This is a genomic window from Acetobacter indonesiensis, assembly GCF_000963945.1.
In the GTDB taxonomy this organism is placed as follows: Bacteria; Pseudomonadota; Alphaproteobacteria; order Acetobacterales; family Acetobacteraceae; genus Acetobacter; species Acetobacter indonesiensis.
The window spans coordinates 26,273-43,510 of the sequence record NZ_BAMW01000078.1; the positions used below are offsets into that span (position 1 = coordinate 26,273).

General features: G+C 48.5%; 14 protein-coding genes. 8 read left to right on the forward strand and 6 right to left on the reverse strand.

Annotation, left to right across the window (positions count from 1 at the left end; translation table 11 throughout):
* Nucleotides 1–54: 54 nt before the first annotated feature.
* Genes pcaF through Abin_RS14175 form a run of 3 tightly spaced genes read right to left on the reverse strand, consistent with a single transcriptional unit; the run spans nucleotide 55 to nucleotide 2,634 of the window.
* The gene (gene pcaF, locus Abin_RS14165) at nucleotides 55–1,257 is read right to left on the reverse strand and encodes a 3-oxoadipyl-CoA thiolase (protein ID WP_048848078.1); all 1,203 of its coding nucleotides are present in this window, start codon (nucleotides 1,255–1,257) and stop codon (nucleotides 55–57) included.
* The gene (locus tag Abin_RS14170; RefSeq protein WP_048848079.1) at nucleotides 1,250–1,918 is read right to left on the reverse strand and encodes a 3-oxoacid CoA-transferase subunit B; all 669 of its coding nucleotides are present in this window, start codon (nucleotides 1,916–1,918) and stop codon (nucleotides 1,250–1,252) included. Before Abin_RS14170 ends, pcaF begins: the two co-directional genes overlap by 8 nt.
* Entirely contained in the window at nucleotides 1,915–2,634 is a 720-nt protein-coding gene (locus tag Abin_RS14175) for a 3-oxoacid CoA-transferase subunit A (RefSeq protein ID WP_048848080.1), read from the reverse strand. The genes Abin_RS14170 and Abin_RS14175 overlap by 4 nt, the downstream gene beginning before the upstream one ends.
* A 183-nt stretch (nucleotides 2,635–2,817) precedes the next feature.
* On the opposite strand from Abin_RS14175, the gene Abin_RS14180 reads away from it, so the two are divergent.
* Nucleotides 2,818–3,606, forward strand: coding sequence for an IclR family transcriptional regulator domain-containing protein (locus Abin_RS14180; protein ID WP_048848082.1), 789 nt, complete (start codon nucleotides 2,818–2,820; stop codon nucleotides 3,604–3,606).
* Between the two features lie 91 nt (nucleotides 3,607–3,697).
* Nucleotides 3,698–4,354: a TetR family transcriptional regulator C-terminal domain-containing protein gene (locus Abin_RS14185; RefSeq protein ID WP_371862223.1), complete on the forward strand. Its 657-nt coding sequence runs from the start codon at nucleotides 3,698–3,700 to the stop codon at nucleotides 4,352–4,354.
* Here Abin_RS14185 and Abin_RS14190 read toward each other — a convergent pair.
* Nucleotides 4,299–5,756, reverse strand: a complete 1,458-nt coding sequence (locus tag Abin_RS14190) for an NCS1 family nucleobase:cation symporter-1 (protein ID WP_048848086.1) — start codon at nucleotides 5,754–5,756, stop codon at nucleotides 4,299–4,301. The genes Abin_RS14185 and Abin_RS14190 overlap by 56 nt on opposite strands.
* 133 nt (nucleotides 5,757–5,889) lie before the next feature.
* On the opposite strand from Abin_RS14190, the gene hydA reads away from it, so the two are divergent.
* The gene (gene hydA / locus Abin_RS14195; RefSeq protein WP_048848088.1) at nucleotides 5,890–7,293 is read left to right on the forward strand and encodes a dihydropyrimidinase; all 1,404 of its coding nucleotides are present in this window, start codon (nucleotides 5,890–5,892) and stop codon (nucleotides 7,291–7,293) included.
* On the opposite strand, the gene Abin_RS14200 is transcribed toward hydA, so the two are convergent.
* Nucleotides 7,278–8,330 carry a redoxin domain-containing protein gene (locus Abin_RS14200; RefSeq protein WP_048848090.1) on the reverse strand — a complete coding sequence of 351 codons (1,053 nt, stop codon included), beginning with the start codon at nucleotides 8,328–8,330 and terminating at the stop codon, nucleotides 7,278–7,280. The two genes, hydA and Abin_RS14200, sit on opposite strands and share 16 nt — an antisense overlap.
* Before the next feature lie 256 nt (nucleotides 8,331–8,586).
* Here Abin_RS14200 and Abin_RS14205 point away from each other — a divergent pair, with 256 nt between their 5' ends.
* The 5 genes from Abin_RS14205 to Abin_RS14225 all read left to right on the forward strand — a co-directional run bounded on the left by Abin_RS14205 (nucleotide 8,587) and on the right by Abin_RS14225 (nucleotide 16,527).
* A complete protein-coding gene (locus Abin_RS14205; protein WP_048848155.1) occupies nucleotides 8,587–10,986 on the forward strand; it encodes a TonB-dependent receptor in 2,400 nt (799 codons plus the stop codon).
* Nucleotides 10,987–11,164: 178 nt separating this feature from the next.
* Nucleotides 11,165–12,514, forward strand: a complete 1,350-nt coding sequence (locus tag Abin_RS14210) for an NAD(P)-dependent oxidoreductase (RefSeq protein ID WP_048848092.1) — start codon at nucleotides 11,165–11,167, stop codon at nucleotides 12,512–12,514.
* 12 nt (nucleotides 12,515–12,526) lie between these two features.
* Entirely contained in the window at nucleotides 12,527–13,801 is a 1,275-nt protein-coding gene (preA, locus tag Abin_RS14215) for an NAD-dependent dihydropyrimidine dehydrogenase subunit PreA (protein ID WP_048848094.1), read from the forward strand.
* A gap of 38 nt (nucleotides 13,802–13,839) precedes the next feature.
* Nucleotides 13,840–15,114, forward strand: a complete 1,275-nt coding sequence (locus Abin_RS14220) for a Zn-dependent hydrolase (protein ID WP_048848097.1) — start codon at nucleotides 13,840–13,842, stop codon at nucleotides 15,112–15,114.
* Nucleotides 15,115–15,174: 60 nt separating this feature from the next.
* The gene (locus tag Abin_RS14225; RefSeq protein WP_048848158.1) at nucleotides 15,175–16,527 is read left to right on the forward strand and encodes an aspartate aminotransferase family protein; all 1,353 of its coding nucleotides are present in this window, start codon (nucleotides 15,175–15,177) and stop codon (nucleotides 16,525–16,527) included.
* A gap of 232 nt (nucleotides 16,528–16,759) precedes the next feature.
* Here Abin_RS14225 and Abin_RS14230 read toward each other — a convergent pair whose 3' ends face one another.
* Nucleotides 16,760–17,215 carry a MarR family winged helix-turn-helix transcriptional regulator gene (locus tag Abin_RS14230; protein WP_048848099.1) on the reverse strand — a complete coding sequence of 152 codons (456 nt, stop codon included), beginning with the start codon at nucleotides 17,213–17,215 and terminating at the stop codon, nucleotides 16,760–16,762.
* Nucleotides 17,216–17,238 lie beyond the last annotated feature (23 nt).

A 17,238-nucleotide genomic window follows, 5' to 3' on the forward strand; every position in this document is an offset into this window, starting at 1 on the left:
CTGGATTTGGTGAGGAAAAATAAAGAAAGGGTATGATTAAAAACAATCAGAGGATTACACACGCTCGATAATGGCTGCTATACCCTGACCCACGCCAATACACATAGTCACAAGCGCGCGTCGGCCTCCTCTGGCCTCTAGCCCATTCAGTGCAGTTAAGGCCAATCGTGCGCCAGACATACCAAGAGGGTGACCTAACGCGATTGCTCCTCCATGCGGGTTGACGCGTTCACAATCATCTTCCAATCCAAGTTGGCGGAGGACAGCCAGAGACTGACTGGCAAAGGCCTCGTTAAGTTCGATCAAGTCTATATCATCGAGAGTTAGGCCTGTGCGGGCGAGGAGTTTGTGTACGGCTGGAACGGGACCAATTCCCATAATGCCGGGGGCAACACCCGCGCAGGCCATACTGACAACGCGCCCGATAGGGGTTAGGGAGTGCCGTTTGGCACCATCTTCGCTTGCCAATAATAAAGCGGCGGCACCGTCGTTCACGCCAGATGCGTTTCCGGCTGTCACTGTCCCTCCCGCACGGAAAGGGGTTTTTAGCTTTGCTAATCCATCAAGAGTGGTTTCTGGTCGCGGATGTTCATCTTCTGTGACTGTCGTTTCCAATTTTCGTGTTTTGACAGAAACCGGCGTGATCTCACGATTGAAATAACCTGTTTCTTTTGCTTTCGCTGTTTTTTGTTGTGAGCGATAGGAGAAAATATCCTGATCTTGTCTTGAAATATTAAACATATCAGAAATATTTTCTGCTGTTTCAGGCATTGTTTCCACCCCAAAGGTCTCACGCATGACCGGGTTTATAAAACGCCATCCTATTGTCGTGTCTTGTAGGGTTGCTTCACGAGCAAAAGCGTCTGTTGTCTTACCTAATACAAACGGCGCACGGCTCATGCTTTCAACACCGCCCGCCAGCATTAGATCTGCCTCGCCGCAACTGATTGATCGTGCGGCCTGACCGACGGCATCCAGACCAGAACCACACAGACGATTGATTGTGGTTCCCGGTGTAGATAATGGGAAACCCGCTAAAAGAACGGCCATTCGTGCAATATTACGGTTATCTTCGCCAGCCTGATTGGCGCATCCCATGATGCAATCATCAATTTGGTCCCAATCTACCGAGGTATTTCTCTCCTTTAGTGTCTTTAAGGGAATTGTCGCCAGATCATCCGCACGGATGGAACTAAGCGCACCAGCGTAACGGCCAATGGGCGTGCGTGTGTAATCACAGATATAAGCGTCACGCATTGACGTTTTCCCTGAAATATAATTTTGCGCCTGTGAGTTTCTGTAGTCCTTCCGGCGTCAGGCCGGAAACCATGTCACGAACAACAAAATGACCGTTTTCAACATCAATAACCGCAAGGTTGGTGTAAATGCGACTGACAACCCCTGGCGCGGTGAGCGGATAATGACATTGTTCTACAAGTTTGGGGGCACCCTCGCGGGTGGTATGTTCTGTTGCCACCCAGACCCGTTTGGCACCGACGGCTAGGTCCATTGCCCCGCCTACGGCAGGAGCCATATCCTGTGCAGATGTTGACCAGTTTGCGATGTCACCATCAGATGAAACCTCAAAGGCACCGAGAATGCAGAGGTCGAGATGGCCACCGCGAATCATGGCAAAACTGTCGGCATGATGGAAAAAGCTGGCTCCGGGCCGCAATGTTACATGCTGTTTTCCTGCATTGATTAACCAGGGGTCAACATGGTCCGGGTCCGGCGCAGGGCCAAAACCAAGAATACCGTTTTCACTGTGGAGGAAAATATCTTTGCTGTCCGGCAGCGCATCGGCAACAAGAGTGGGTATGCCTATACCAAGGTTAACATACCATCCGTCCTGAATGTCTTCTGCTATGCGCTTCGCCATGGCTCGGCGGGAAAGAGGGGTGAAAGAGTCAGGGCTCATGCTGCTTGTTTCCTTGTTTCAGCAGATGCGCTGCTATCGGTCAGTAGGGTGCGTTCAGGGACGTGAACGATCCGCTGAACAAATAAACCAGGCGTAACAATTGCTTCCGGATCCAGAGTGCCAGCTTCCGTCATATTGCAGGCCTGCACGATGGTGAGTTTGGCTGCTGTCGCCATGATGGCGTTAAAATTGCGACCACTTTCGCGGTAAACGCAGTTGCCAAACTGATCAGCTGTCCAAGCTTCGACTAAGGCAACATCTGCTGGCAGAGCTTCTTCAAGGACATAAGTGCGTCCATTAAACTCCCGATGCTCTTTGCCTTTGGCCAGAATGGTTCCAACTGTGGTCGGCGTATAAAAAGCGGGAATCCCGGCACCCGCAGCCCGGATCCGCTCGGCCAGAGTACCTTGGGGTACAATTTCCAGGTCCAGTTTTCCGGCCTGGAAAAGAGCTTCAAACACAACTGAGCCAGATGACCGGGGATAAGAGCAGATAATGCGGCTTACGCGTCCGGCATTGAGAAGTTTTGCCAGCCCGACATGGCCGCTGCCTGCATTATTGGCAATCAGTGTGAGATTTCGTGCTCCCTGTTCAATCAAGCCTTCAATGATTGCATCCGGTTGGCCAACCGAACCGAAGCCGCCAATCATCACCACAGAGCCGTCACGTATCCCCTCAAGAGCGTCTGCTACGCTACGAACCTGCTTATTAATCATTGCCTTGCTCCATAATGTTCGCTATACGAACAAAAAATCGTATAGCGAACATTATGGAGCATTTTCCTACGTGAGATAGCAAGGCAGAAAAAAAGTCCTCGCTGTGATGTGACTAGCAAACCCTCTTGCTCCGTTAACCGGGCATCAGCTTCCATTCAGTTATAAGGAGCTATCAAAACAATCATGGCCATTGAATCGACTGAAGAAAGTGCGGAAAGCCGAGATTTTGTGACGGCTTTGGCCAGAGGGCTGGACGTATTGCGTGTGTGCGCAGGAAGACCTGAAGGCTTGACGTTGTCAGAAGTTGCAAATTTTGTAGCCTTACCGCGCGCTGCGGTAAGACGGTCTCTCATAACCTTGGTTTCGACAGGTTATCTCTTTCAGACAGGGCGTCTGTTTATCCCAACAACAAAGGTGTTGAGTTTATCAGCGCGGGTAAAAGATATGCCGTTGCCACGGTTGGCTCAGCCCATCCTTGAAAGCTTGAGTAAAGTTTTGGATGAAAGCGCGTCGCTGGCCGTACTTGATGGAAAGGACATTCTCTATATTGGGCGGGCAGAAGCGAACCGTATTCTTTCAGTAGATCTATCGGTGGGGGCGCGGCTTCCTGCTTGGTGCACCTCTATGGGCCGTGTGCTGCTTGCGTCCTTGCCCGAAGAAGAACGCAAGCAACATATTCCTGATCAGTTGACGATGCGAACAGTCCATACAATAGGAGATAAAAGCCAGTTAAATGGTGCTTTCGATAGCATTAGAAAGCAGGGGTTCTGTATTTTAGATCAAGAACTGGAATTAGGGTTAAGGTCTGTTGCAGCCCCGGTCTATGATTCTACAGGAAAGGTCATCGCAGCCTTGAATGTTGGTATGCATGCGGCCCGTTTGTCATTAGATGCGGTAGACGAGAATGTTGTCCCGGCAGTGGTTAAAGCAGCGCAGGATTTAAGTGAGGCCATTCAATTACAAAATAAGTAAGATATTCACACAGGAATGCATGTTTTTGCACATTATTCTCAATTAGTGTTAAGAGAATAAAGCAGAAAACCATCACAGTGCGGCTAAGACCATCATGATAAAAAAAGTGCCCGTTTTGCGCGATCCGGGTGTTCCTCGTCGGAATAATACACAACAGATTCTCAATGCTGCCGAAAAAACATTTTCAGCCTATGGTTTGGCAGGGGCACGCGTGGATGATATTGCCAAAGCGTGTGACTTACCCAAAGCGAATATCCTCTATTATTTTGGTAGTAAGGAGGATCTGTATCGTGCAACTTTGCAACGCCTGCTAAGCGGTTGGTTGGAAGACGCGGATGAATGGATTTCTACCAAATACCCACCATTTGTGGGCTTGGAGGGTTATATCCGGGCAAAGATGAAATTTTCTCGGCAAAGGGCAGACGCCTCACGCCTGTTTATGCATGAATTATTGGCCGGTGGTGAGTGCATAAAAGAGTTTTTGAAGACAACCTTAAAAAATCATGTAGCAGAGAAGAAAGAGGTTTTTGAACACTGGCATAAAGAAGGTCTTTTTGCTGAGGTTGATGCTGCTCACTTTCTTTTTCTTCTCTGGTCAATGACGCAGGCTTATGCAGATATGCAGGTTCAGTTTTCGTCAGTTTTGGGACACCGCTTGCAGAGTGCCGATTATGAGAACGGTGTCACAATGATTATGCGTATGGTTGGTTCTTTCTGCTCGTCACCCTTAGAAAGCGATGCAAGATAAGGTGTAAAGCTGCGCCCACACAAAAGCCTGAAAGCCAGGAAAAGTTTCTTAAAGCGGCATACGGTTGCATAAAAATAACGAAAAGCCCGCAGCTAACGCCTACAGCTAGTGCAACAATGGCAATAGGGTTAAAGCCCGCTTTGTACCAGTAACGGCCCTTTGGCGCAGTGCTATACAGATCATTAGGGAAAATGGTCTGCTGTTGAATGAAATAGTAATCAGCCAACAGAATTCCGACCAAGGGTGCAATAAACGTACCTAGCACATCCAGCGTGAAGTGAATGAGTTCAGGGCGCGTGTAAAGGGTCCACGGCATGACAAGAATGGCACCCACAGCCGCAATAATTCCTCCTTTGCGCCAAGAAAGAATATTCGGGGCGAGGTTGGAGAAATCAAAAGCAGCCGACACAAAGTTGGCGGAAATATTGATGCCTATAGTCGCCGTTAGAAAAGTTGCCATACCGACAATAACGACAGTCAGGCTTTCCATTTTTGTGACGGTTTCCACTGGGTCTAAAATAACATGGCCAAAAACGGGTTGTGTAAGAGAAATGGTAATTAATGTCAGAATTGAAAAACCCATAAAATTGATCGGTAAACCCCAGAAGTTGCCAATTTTAATGTCCTTCATAGATTTTCCGTAGCGCGAAAAATCACCAAAATTCAGAATAATGGGTGAAAAATAGGCGACAGTCAGTGCGATCGCATTCAACATTCCTAACAGGCGGGGCATGAACCCTGTTTTCTCAATCGGGCCAAAAACATGCAGATTGATTGCCCCATGTGTGCGCCAGAGCAACCAGCCATCTAATGCTAGCATCATGACGTAAATAGCGGGGCCCGCCCAGTCTATAAAATGTCGAATAGCTTCCATTCCTCGCCAGAAAATGATGAGCTGAATAAGCCACACAGCCATGAAGGATAACCACCCAAGCGGGGATAATCCCGCAAAACTGGAGAGTGCTGTGTCTGCCCAAGGCATAAGTTGGGGCCAGATTTTAAGGGTAAGCACCAGCAATGCATTCGACGCTAACCACGTCTGGATACCATACCAGCCCACGGCTATTGCCCCACGAACAAGGGCCGGTATGATTGCCCCATGAACACCAAATGCCATACGCATGACGACGGGAAACGGTGTGCCAGAAGCAAAGCTGGGGCGCGCAACTAGGTTGCTTCCAATCTGTACGACCACAATAGCAAGAATAAGAGCCAGAAAGACGTCTGTTGCCGGTAAGCCCATGGCAAACAGGCTGCCAGCCGTAACATAGCCTGCAACACTGTGAACATTTGACATCCATAAAAACAGGTAGTCAGACCATGCCCATGTTCTGGTCTGGATTGGGGCCAGATCTTTGTTGGTTAAACGGGCATCGGCCTGTCCATCCAGAGTGCTGGGCATGTTGGGTTCTTCCAAATTGGTTCGACTTCAGAATATATTATTGACCGAAAGGTCAAAATAACAATACGATTTCGGTATAAAATATTCGTTCAGGCGCGATTAGGCTTAAAATTAAGAGAGGATGCACCCAGTCATGCTGCATATCAGGGGCGGAACCGTTGTTACAGCCGACCAGACAATGCGGGCAGATGTCCTGTGTAGCGCCGATGGCAAAATAGCCCAGATTGCGCCAGATATCGAAACCCCGACCCAGTGCGAGGTAGTGGATGCTGGCGGCCTGCTTGTTATGCCGGGTGGCATAGATCCGCATACACACATGGAAATGCCATTTATGGGCACCATCGCGAGCGATGACTTCTATACCGGAACGGCGGCTGGGCTTGCTGGTGGTACAACCAGTATCCTTGATTTTGTTATTCCAGGTGCGGGTAAGACATTACTGGAGTCCTGGAAAGAATGGCGGGAAAAAGCACGCAAAGCCGCCGCTGACTACGGGTTTCACGTCGCCATCACCCATTGGGATGATCAGGTCCATGCGGATATGGCTACTCTGGTTAATGAGTGTGGCGTCAATTCTTTCAAGCATTTCATGGCTTATAAAAACGCCCTTATGGTGGAAGACGAGGCCTTCCTTCATTCTATGAGGCGTGCTGGTGAACTCGGTGCGCTGTGTACAGTACATGCTGAAAATGGGGATGCTGTTGCTTATCTTCAGCAAGACCTTTTGGCAAAAGGGTTAACCGGCCCAGACGCCCACCCACTTTCTCGGCCTCCTACGGTGGAAGGCGAGGCTACGCAGCGGGCGATCACTCTGGCTGGTTTGTTAGGGGTGCCAATCTATGTTGTGCACGTATCAACGGAAGAAGCGACAAACGCAATTGCACAAGCCCGTATGCGTGGTCAGGAAGTCTATGGTGAAGTGCTGCCGCAGCATCTGGTGTTCGATGATCAGGTTTACACGGGTGCAGATTGGTTGAAAGCCGCCAGATACGTCATGAGCCCGCCGTTCAGGGCAGCGCACCATCAGAAAGCTTTGTGGGGTGGGCTAATATCTGGCCAACTACACACAACAGCGACAGATCATTGCTGCTTCTGTAAGGACCAGAAGCAAGCAGGCTTGGATGATTTTACCCGTATTCCAAACGGAACGCCGGGCATTGAAGATCGGATGAGTGTGTTGTGGCACTACGGAGTTAAAAGCGGCAAACTAAGCCCGGAACAGTTTGTGGCTTTGACATCAACCAACACAGCCCGTATTTTTAATCTGCATCCACGCAAAGGGACCATCTCTGTTGGGGCAGATGCTGATATTGTGTTGTGGGATGCTTCTGCTGAACGGACTATTTCGGCAGCAACGCATCATCAAAATGTTGATTATAACATTTATGAAGGAATGACCGTCACGGGCTTAGCGCGCAAAACGTTCAGCAATGGGAAACTGGTTTGGGATGATGGGGACTTAAGGCCTGTGCGGGGTGCGGGCCGTTATCTTGAGCGTGCGCCTTATAAGCGTCCTGTCCGTTATCCTCTGGCCTGATGGTTTGATAGTTTTGCATCCTGTTCTTTCGCGTATGTGATTGATGCTTCATTAAACACAAACGGCAGGCAGGCATAACGTCTTCCTGCCGTTACGGGACGAACAGCATGCAGTAGTGCGCTTGAAAAAATAATCGCTCCGCCTGGGGACGGGCAAAAACCACGGGCAGAAAATTCAGGAAAAAAGAGATCTCCCCCGTCAAAGTCGTTATTCAAATTAATTGAAATGGCGAAGAGACGGTGACGTGCGCCAGCGACAGTATTGTCACGATGGGGCGCAAAGCAGCCCAAATCAGCTGAATCATAACAACTGACAATCATACGATCCATGCCAGTGACTTCACACTGAAAGGATTTTTTAATTTCAGGAACCACACGCCGAATAATTCTGGCTTGTAAATTTCTGACCAGACTGGGTTCTTTTAATATGCAGTCATAACGTCGTTTGAAAGAACGACTTGCAGTTGTGACGGCTTTTCCTTGAGCGTTTTGAGTGAGGATTCCCGATGGAATGGGAGACTGCTGATTGAAATAGTTGATTAGCGTTTGGCAGAATTCTGCTTCCAGAACACTGTCTAAGAGCAGGGCAGGGATTGGGCCATCTTGGTAAGGGGGGGCATTCAGGACAAAATATTTCACAGTTTCAAAAGAGTTCTGATTATACGGTAGAATTTTTTTGACCCGCAACATGGGGTCTACCACCACCCACATGAGCTGATCTGATGCAACTCCGAACAGATTATGCACCTTCAAATCTGCATCAAATAGAAAAAATGCTGTGTCTTCGTAATTTCTTAGATCACATGAATCTCTGTCGTTGCGATCAGCACTGACAATAAAAACCTCAATACGTGCCTGTTGTCTCAGTTCTTTCAGAGAGGCCAAATTGTTTAAAGCAATTTGTGTCGTTTCTGTTTGAATAGATGGGCAGAACAGCAGAATGATATATCGTCCGGCTGCCATATCAAAGCTGTAATGCTTCCAATCCGTGTTGCAATATTGAGTAAAGCTGGGAACCGGGTCGCCCTGTAGAAGCATTTTCCAAAAATCCTGAAATTATTTTCTAAATTATAGTAATTATACGTCACAAAATACAAGATTTATACACCTGACCCTCAGGAGATTACGCACGCTTTGCGTTCTCAATAAAATATAACCAAATGGTCGAAATACCATTGCGATTTCGTACCGAATCACCTTATCGTTTCGTAGACGATATATGACCTCGGTAGGATCCCTGCGGGCTATGCAGATCACAACGGCATGCAGCCACTTTGCCAGAGTTGGGAAAATTATGCCTTATTTTCGAACATCAGCCGTACAGTTCCTGCTGACAGGGACAATTCTTGGTTCTTTGTTGGTAGGGCAGGGGGCTGTGGGGCAGACCTTACCAAATCATGCAAAAGTACCGGGAAAAGTTGTTACAAAAAAGCATAAAAAGCCGTATGGCCCGGTGTCGGCTACGTCCGGGCCAGAAGAAATTCAGGTGGCAGGGTCTTCAACTGTGCAGGGTGTTACGCGGCATGCGCCGGGTGGTGGTCTTATGCGGGTTGAAACCCGATCTGGCACAATACAATCTGTCACACGCGACTTCATTGCCAAGCAGCCGCCGTCAGCCAACCCTGTTCAGGTTCTGGCCCTTGCGCCAAGTGCCTTCGTGACGCTGACTGAACCTTACGGTATTGCAGGTGGCAATCTGATGTTGCGTGGCTTGCCGGGAGACCATGTCGGCTGGATTTATAATGGTGCCCCCGTCAATGACGTTGGGGATGGCGGTTTTTATGCGAACCAGACATCCGATGGGGATAATCTGAAATCTGTTTCGCTTATGCCGGGGTCGGCTGATATTGACACACCTAGTATTTCTGCAGCGGCAGGAAGTGCCTATGCGGAGTTGATTGATCCATCCCACAAGCGGGGAGGGTTTGTCGATTTTTCCTATGGTTCTTATAATATGCACCGCGAATTTATTCGGTTGGAAACCGGTGATATTGGCAATAGCGGCGTAAGGGCCTTTGCCTCTTTTTCAAACACGGCGGCGAATAACTGGCGTGGGCCGGGAAAATTTGGACGTAAACACGTTGATTTCAAACTGATCAAAGATTTTACTCCTGATAGCCGCTGGACTGTAAATGCCAGTTACAACACAAATGTGCTGCAACTGGATATGAACCCGACAAAAGATCAGTTTGAAAAATATGGGAAACATTATGATTTTTCATCACATTATGACCCCAATAATAAAACCGATTATTATAAATACGGTCTTGATGCCTTTCAGAATCTGATTGCATCGGCCCCGCTTTCTCTAAAGCTGGCTGATGGGTTGCGCTTTGATGATACTCCTTATTTATGGTGGGGGTCTGGCAGCATTGGAGGTGTCAGCACGATTACGAATGGACAGACATTTTCGGGCAATCAACCTGTAAATGTCGATGTTGCAGACGGAACCACAGTCTATACACCGCTATATTTCAGCTATCATCGGACAGGCAATAACGCGAAGCTGACATGGCAGAAAGGCCATAATACAGTCACCTTTGGGTGGTGGTATGAATGGTCTAGGACAAACCAATCCACACCTGTTTCCTATATCAACCAGCAGACAGGTGGTCCTGCCAATATTTATGGCGACTATGGCCCCCATATTTACAAGACATCTGATGATAACCGTTGGTACCTGAACGACCATAATACATTTACGCAGGTCAATATGCTGTACCTGGGTGATAAACTTAGTCTGTTGAATGATAAACTTGAGCTTCAGGCTGGGCTACGGGTTGCTATGGTGAACCGTAAGGTTGACAGCTATGTACCCAATATTCAGCCGCATAGGGGGCAGAATGTTTTTGAACCTTTACCGCAATTTAGCGCCAGCTACAGGTTCAATAGCCACCATCAATTATATGTTCTGGGCACAACCAATTTTAAAATGCCCAATAATAATACATTATTTGAATTGTATAATGCTGATGGGTCTATGTCGACAGCCCCTTCCTCTAATGTAAAACCTGAATATGCAATAGAAGAAGAAATTGGTTATCGCTATCATGATGATCTGTTCGTCGGCGAAATCTCTTTCTTTAATTATAATTTCACAAACCGACAGATGGGGGTTCTGAGCTATTTTGGAAGTGCTCCGATGTCGACAACTATGAATGTTGGGAATCAGACATCTCGTGGCGTGGATGTGCAGCTTGGAACCCGGCCGATACTAGGCCATTTCCGCCCCTATATTAGCTTCGAATATCTTGATGCGACGATGGATTCCAATATTCAGTATCTTAGCGACTATCTACACACAAAAGGAAAACGTCCGGTCAGCACGCCAAAAGAAATGGGAGCTTTGGGAATAGATTGGGATAATGGCCATATATTCGCTAATCTCAATCTTAAATATATAGGGTCCCAATATTCAACATTGGTTAATGATGAGAAAATTCACCCTTATATTATGGATACGGTAACAATAGGGTATCGTTTCTCCAATAAATGGCATCTGCGCTCGCCGCAGATCCAGCTTAATTTCCAGAATTTGGCTGGGTCTCTTTATCGGAACGGGGTGTATTCAATGTCACCCTTCGCGCATGCGACAACAGGACTGTACGGAACGCAGTTCGCTGCGGGCAGTGCGCCAACGTATACATTGTCACCGGGGTTTGCGGTTTCTTTTTCTATCTCCACAGGTTTCTGATTAACGGAGTAGTCGGCAAGAGAGGCCTGCCCATTATTCGGGCGGGTCTTTTTTGTTTTGTTATCAAAGACACACAAAAACAAAGTTAAAAAAGCTGAACAAATGGTCAGAAAAACATTGCTAAACCGGCTCGTTTTCTCATACCATTACGAAATCGGAATTTCATGGGAATTGGAAGATGAGACTCCCGGATACCATCAGTGGTCGCCTAAGTGAGGCAGAGCTTGCCGCTAATTTTGCGGATGCGCATCCGCCCCTTACGCACGCACAGGCCGTGGTGGAGGCCGAGCGGTGTTTTTTCTGTTACGATGCGCCCTGTATTGAAGCGTGTCCGACAAGTATTGATATTCCTAAATTCATTCGCGCAATAGCGACTGACAATATGCAGGGTTCTGCCAGAACCATTCTTGAATCAAATATACTGGGCGGTGCTTGTGCCCGTGTATGCCCCACTGAAATTTTGTGCGAACAGAAATGTGTTCACAATACACGGGAAGAAGGGCAGCCAATCCGCATTGGCGCGCTGCAACGGCATGCAACTGACTGGCAGATGGAACACGGGGGGCAGCCTTTCAAACGGAACGTTCTGACCGGTAAGACCGTTGCTGTTGTGGGGGCAGGGCCAGCCGGTCTGGCCTGCGCGCATCGTCTGGCAATGTATGGCCATGATGTCGTGTTGTTTGATTCACATGATCTGGCTGGTGGTTTGAACGAATATGGCGTCGCTGCTTACAAGCTGGCCGATAATTTTGCACAGAGAGAAATAGATTTCCTCATGGAAATCGGCGGTATTTCGTTTGTGGGCGGAAAACGGTTGGGGCAAAATCTGCATATTTCAGAGCTGCGTTCCGATTATGATGCCGTGTTTCTTGCTGTAGGCCAAGCCGGTGTAAGGGCTTTAGGGATTGACGGCGAGCACGTTGACGGCGTGATGGATGCTGTCAGATTTATTGAAGACCTTCGCTCACAAGATAAAAAGACCGTGCCTGTGGGGCGCAGAGTTGTTGTGATTGGCGGTGGGAATACGGCAGTGGACGCAGCTGTGCAGGCGCGTCGGCTTGGCGCTGAAGAAGTTTCTCTTATCTACAGGCGCGGGTATGAGCATATGTCTGCCACGCCTGTTGAGCGTGAATGGGCACAGACCAATGGCGTCACGGTCAAGATATGGGCCTCGCCTGTCAAAATTGTTGCAGATAATGGAGCGTTGCAGGGCGTTGAATTTGCCCGTGGCATAGTCGGAAGTGATGGTCGGCCTCAGTATGATCTGACTGATACATTTGTGGTGCCAGCAGATATGGTGCTGAAAGCTGTCGGCCAACTTTTTGTGCCTGATGATGTGCAGGAAGAGTCCATTACAATCAGTAACGGTCGGATTTTGGTGGATGACCAGTATAGGACCTCGCTGCCTGGTGTGTACGCCGGGGGAGATTGCACTCCGGGTGAAGATTTGACGGTTGCTGCTGTGCGGGACGGGCGAGACGCAGCAGAGGCAATTCATCTGATGTTGTCTGGCCTGTCAGGGCAGTAAAGGAACAAAAACATGGCTGATTTGCGCACAAATTTTGCTGGTATTTCTTCGCCTAATCCTTTTTGGCTGGCGTCTGCACCCCCTACCGATAAAGCCTATAATGTAAGACGTGCTTTTGAAGCAGGATGGGGCGGCGTTGTGTGGAAAACACTTGGTGAAGATCCGCCTGTCGTCAATGTCAGTTCTCGTTATGGTTCCCTGAACTATAATGGGAACCGTATGATGGGGCTGAATAATATTGAACTGATTTCCGATCGGCCCCTGGCTGTCAATATTGCTGAGATCAAGCAGGTCAAGAGGGATTATCCGGATCGGGCAGTTGTTGTCAGCCTTATGGTCCCGTGTGTGGAAGATAGCTGGAAATCCATACTGCCGATTGTAGAAGAAACCGGGGCTGACGGTATCGAACTCAATTTCGGCTGCCCACATGGTATGTCTGAACGCAATATGGGTGCGGCTGTTGGTCAGGTGCCCGAATATGTTGAAATGGTAACACGCTGGTGCAAGCAATACACGCGGATGCCAGTCATTGTAAAACTGACGCCCAATATTACAAATATCCTTATGCCAGCATATGCCGCCAAGCGCGGTGGGGCGGATGCCGTTTCGCTTATTAACACCATCCAGTCTGTCATTGGGGTGGATCTTGATCAAATGGCCCCCATGCCAGTTGTTGGTGGGAAAGGTACCCATGGGGGATATTGTGGGCCTGCTGTAAAACCTATTGCCTTGCGCATGATTGGGGAAATAGCGCGTGATCCCGAACTGGCGGGTCTGCCTATTTCTGGTATCGGCGGTATTGGTTCTTGGAGAGATGCTGCCGAATTTCTGGCAATGGGATCAACCACGCTTCAGGTTTGCACAGCGGCAATGCATTATGGCTTTCGCATTGTGGAAGACATGATTGATGGTCTTTCCAGCTGGATGGATCAAAAGGGCTATGCCGATATTCCGTCAGTCAGTGGGCAGGCAATTCCAAAATTTGTGAATTGGAATAAGCTCAACCTGAAGTTCAAGACGATTGCAGAAATCAATCAGGATGCTTGCGTTAGCTGCGGGTTATGTCACATTGCCTGTGAAGATACGTCTCATCAGGCCATTTCCAAAACCCTCATGAATGGTGAGCGCCATTATGATGTGATTGAAGAAGAATGCGTCGGGTGCAACCTGTGTGCGCATGTTTGCCCAGTAGATGGCTGTATTACCATGCAGCCCCAACCAGTAGAAGAAGAACTGACATGGCCGGAGCATCCAAATAATCCACACAGAATGCATGTTGGCTCTTAGATTTTATTGTCAATATTTTATAAAAGGAGTTGGTGACTGTGGTTCAGAAAACAAACAGTGGTAAAATAAGTAACTTATGTGTGGATGGTCAGGCTTTGTGGACTGATCTGATGGAAACGGCCCGCTTTGGGGGGACAGCAAAGGGAGGAATCAAACGTCTGACCCTGACGCAGGAGGACAAGCAGGTACGTGACTGGTTCATGCAGACCTGTGAAGCACTAGGCTGTACTGTTTCGCATGATTCAATGGGTAATTTATTCGCCAGACGTGCAGGACAGGACAACACACTGCCACCCATTAGTATGGGCAGTCATTTAGATACACAGCCCACAGGCGGCAAATTTGATGGTATCCTTGGTGTTTTGGGTGGCCTGTCGGTGCTGCGCGCGTTGCACAAATCCGGCTACGTGACGCGGCATCCCATCGAACTGATTAACTGGACGAATGAGGAAGGGTCCCGATTTTCTCCGCCCATGATGTGCTCGGGTGTTTTTGCCGGTGTCTTCACGGAAGAGGAGGTGCTGGAAAAACGTGACCGCGCCGGTATCCGTTTTGGCGATGAACTGGATGCAATAGGCTATCGCGGCGTAGAAAAATGCGGCGAGCACCCGTTAACAGCCTATTTTGAACTGCATATTGAACAAGGCCCCATTCTTGAGGCGGAAGAGAAAACTATCGGGATTGTGACGGGGATCCAGGGGGCCCGTTGGTATGAGGTCACGGTGCGGGGTAAGGATGCTCATGCGGGCTCCACCCCTATGCCACTTCGGCATGATGCGCTTTTAGCGTCGGCAAAAATGATTCAGACTGTCAGCGCGGTTGCGGTAAAATATGGTCCATCAGCCGTGGGGACCGTGGGTTTGCTTGAAAACCGGCCAAATAGCAGTAACGTCGTGCCGGGCGAGGTCTTTTTTACGATTGATATTCGAGACCCTGATGATTCTGTTGTTTTGAAAATGGAACGCGAACTTCTGACTCAGTTGCAGCAGATTGCAACAGACAGTGCTGTCACCGCCGAAGTGGTTCAAATCTGGGATGCGCCGGCAGTTCATTTTGACAAAGAATGTGTGAGCATGGTCGAGCAGGCTGCGGCTGAAGCACAGTACCCTGCACGGCGCATTGTCTCTGGCCCCGGGCATGATGCAGGATATGTCGCACGCGTTGCCCCGACAGCCATGATTTTTGTGCCTTGCAAAGTTGGGCTTAGCCATAACGAGGAAGAAAGTATCACAAATCCGCAGGCAGAAGCTGGTGCAAATGTGCTTCTGGAGGCAGTATTAAAAGCAGATCAGTTCTTTAACGTAACTGAATGATAATTTATAGAAGACAGATTGAAACAAAATTTCTTGGAATTGGTGGGTAAGGCAGACAAAATGCAGCTTAACGATAGTCTGGAAAATTTCGATCCTGTTGCAACAGCCCAGAAAGGAACGTACTGGCAGCCATTTACCTCCAGTCGGGTACTACAGGCTAATCCAGTTCCCCGCACATTGGTGTCTGCCAAAGGGGCCTATTATCAGACACTTGATGGGCATAAGGTATTTGACACTCTCTCGGGCCTGTGGTGCACCCCTCTGGGTCACGCACATCCTCTGATTGGTGAGGCGATTCAAAAACAGTTTGAAAAACTTGATTTTTCCCCAAGCTTCCAGTTAACACATTCAGGCGCTTTATCTCTGGCGCAGCGTATTGCTGACATGGCACCAGAGGGTATGAACCACGTGTTTTTCACCAATTCCGGTTCGGAAGCGGTGGATACTGCCCTGAAAGTGGTGCTGGGGTATCATCGTATCAAAGGGGCTGCAAACCGCTTCCGCATGATTGGGCGTGAACGTGGTTACCACGGGGTCGGCTTCGGCGGTATGTCTGTTGGGGGCATCCTGTCTAACCGTAAAATGTTTGCGGCAGGCATGATGCCCGGTGTTGATCACCTTCGGCATACTTATGATCCCGTTCATATGGCCTTTACGCGAGGTCAACCCACATGGGGGGCTGACAGGGTAGAAGACCTTGAGCGGCTGGTGGCGTTGCATGATGCGTCAACTATTGCGGCTGTTATCGTTGAGCCTGTGCAGGGGTCAACTGGGGTTATTGTCCCACCATTAGGGTATCTTAAGCGTTTACGCGAAATCTGCACGAAACATGGCATCCTGTTGATCTTTGATGAGGTAATTACAGGCTTTGGTCGTATGGGTGCTCCATTTGCATCCCAGCGTTTTGACGTAAAGCCTGATATCATTACCTTTGCCAAGGCCATTACCAACGGTATTGTGCCTATGGGTGGTGTGATTGTTACCGATGAAATTTATAAAACATTCATGACCGGGCCGCAGAGCGCGATTGAATTCTGTCATGGCTATACTTACTCAGGCCATCCTTTGGCGGCGGCTGTAGGTCATGTCGTGCTGGATATTATGGAAAGCGAAGGCCTGTTTGAACGGGTTAAAGAGTTAGAACCTGTTCTGGAAGATGCTGCCCATAGCCTGAAAGGAATACCGCATATAGCGGATATCCGAAATATTGGTCTGACAGCTGCTGTTGAACTCAAACCTGCTGAAGAAGGCGTTGGTGTAAGAGGCGCCACTGTGTTTGAAGAAGCGCTGAAACAGGGGCTACTGCTACGTGTGACTGGCGATATTATTTCTTTCGGACCACCCTTTATTTCAACTGAAGAAGAACTAAAATCCATGATGGTAACCTTAAGGAAAGTTATTTCTGAAGTATAAGTTTGCCATATATAGAATTATTGCACTGCCTTACAGGCTTAGGCTCAAAACCTAAGTGGCAATAAAAGTGCTTTTAGGTAAAAGGGTACATGGGCGAGGTAAAATTTCCGATTACCTCGCCCCTAAAGAAAATTAACAAATTAAATTGAAAGCCATAGGGTAAATAATACCCTCATAATGCCAGAGTGACGTCGTCTGCTGACCTATGGTTGGGGCGTGTAACTTATATGTTCTACTCTGGTTTATGATGTTCAGCCTCTAATTCTCCTAAACGGTCATTAAGGCGCTTCAGAAGCGTAATGAGGGCGCTCTCCTCATCCTTATTGAGAACCTTGAAAAGATCCTCTGCAAAGGCATTTCTGATCGGTTCAAACTCGGCCAGAATGTCCAGTCCTTTGGGGGTAAGAGAAACTCTTTTAACCCTGCGATCTTCCGGGTCGGGTGTTCGACAGGCTAGGCCTTCTTTTTCTAACGCGTCGATCGCTTCCGTGACAGTGCGGGGGGCTAAACTAAGCACGTCAATTACGTCAGCCGATCGGGTCCAGCCCCGTCTTTCTATAAAAATCATTAGACGAATGCGTGTGAAGGAAACGCCTTTGACCTCGCACACGCGCTCCATAATCCGCTGCGACGTCACATAGAAATCGCGCAAGGCCTCCTGAAGGGTGGCATATGTTGTCTTTTCCATATAATGCTACTACCATATCATAT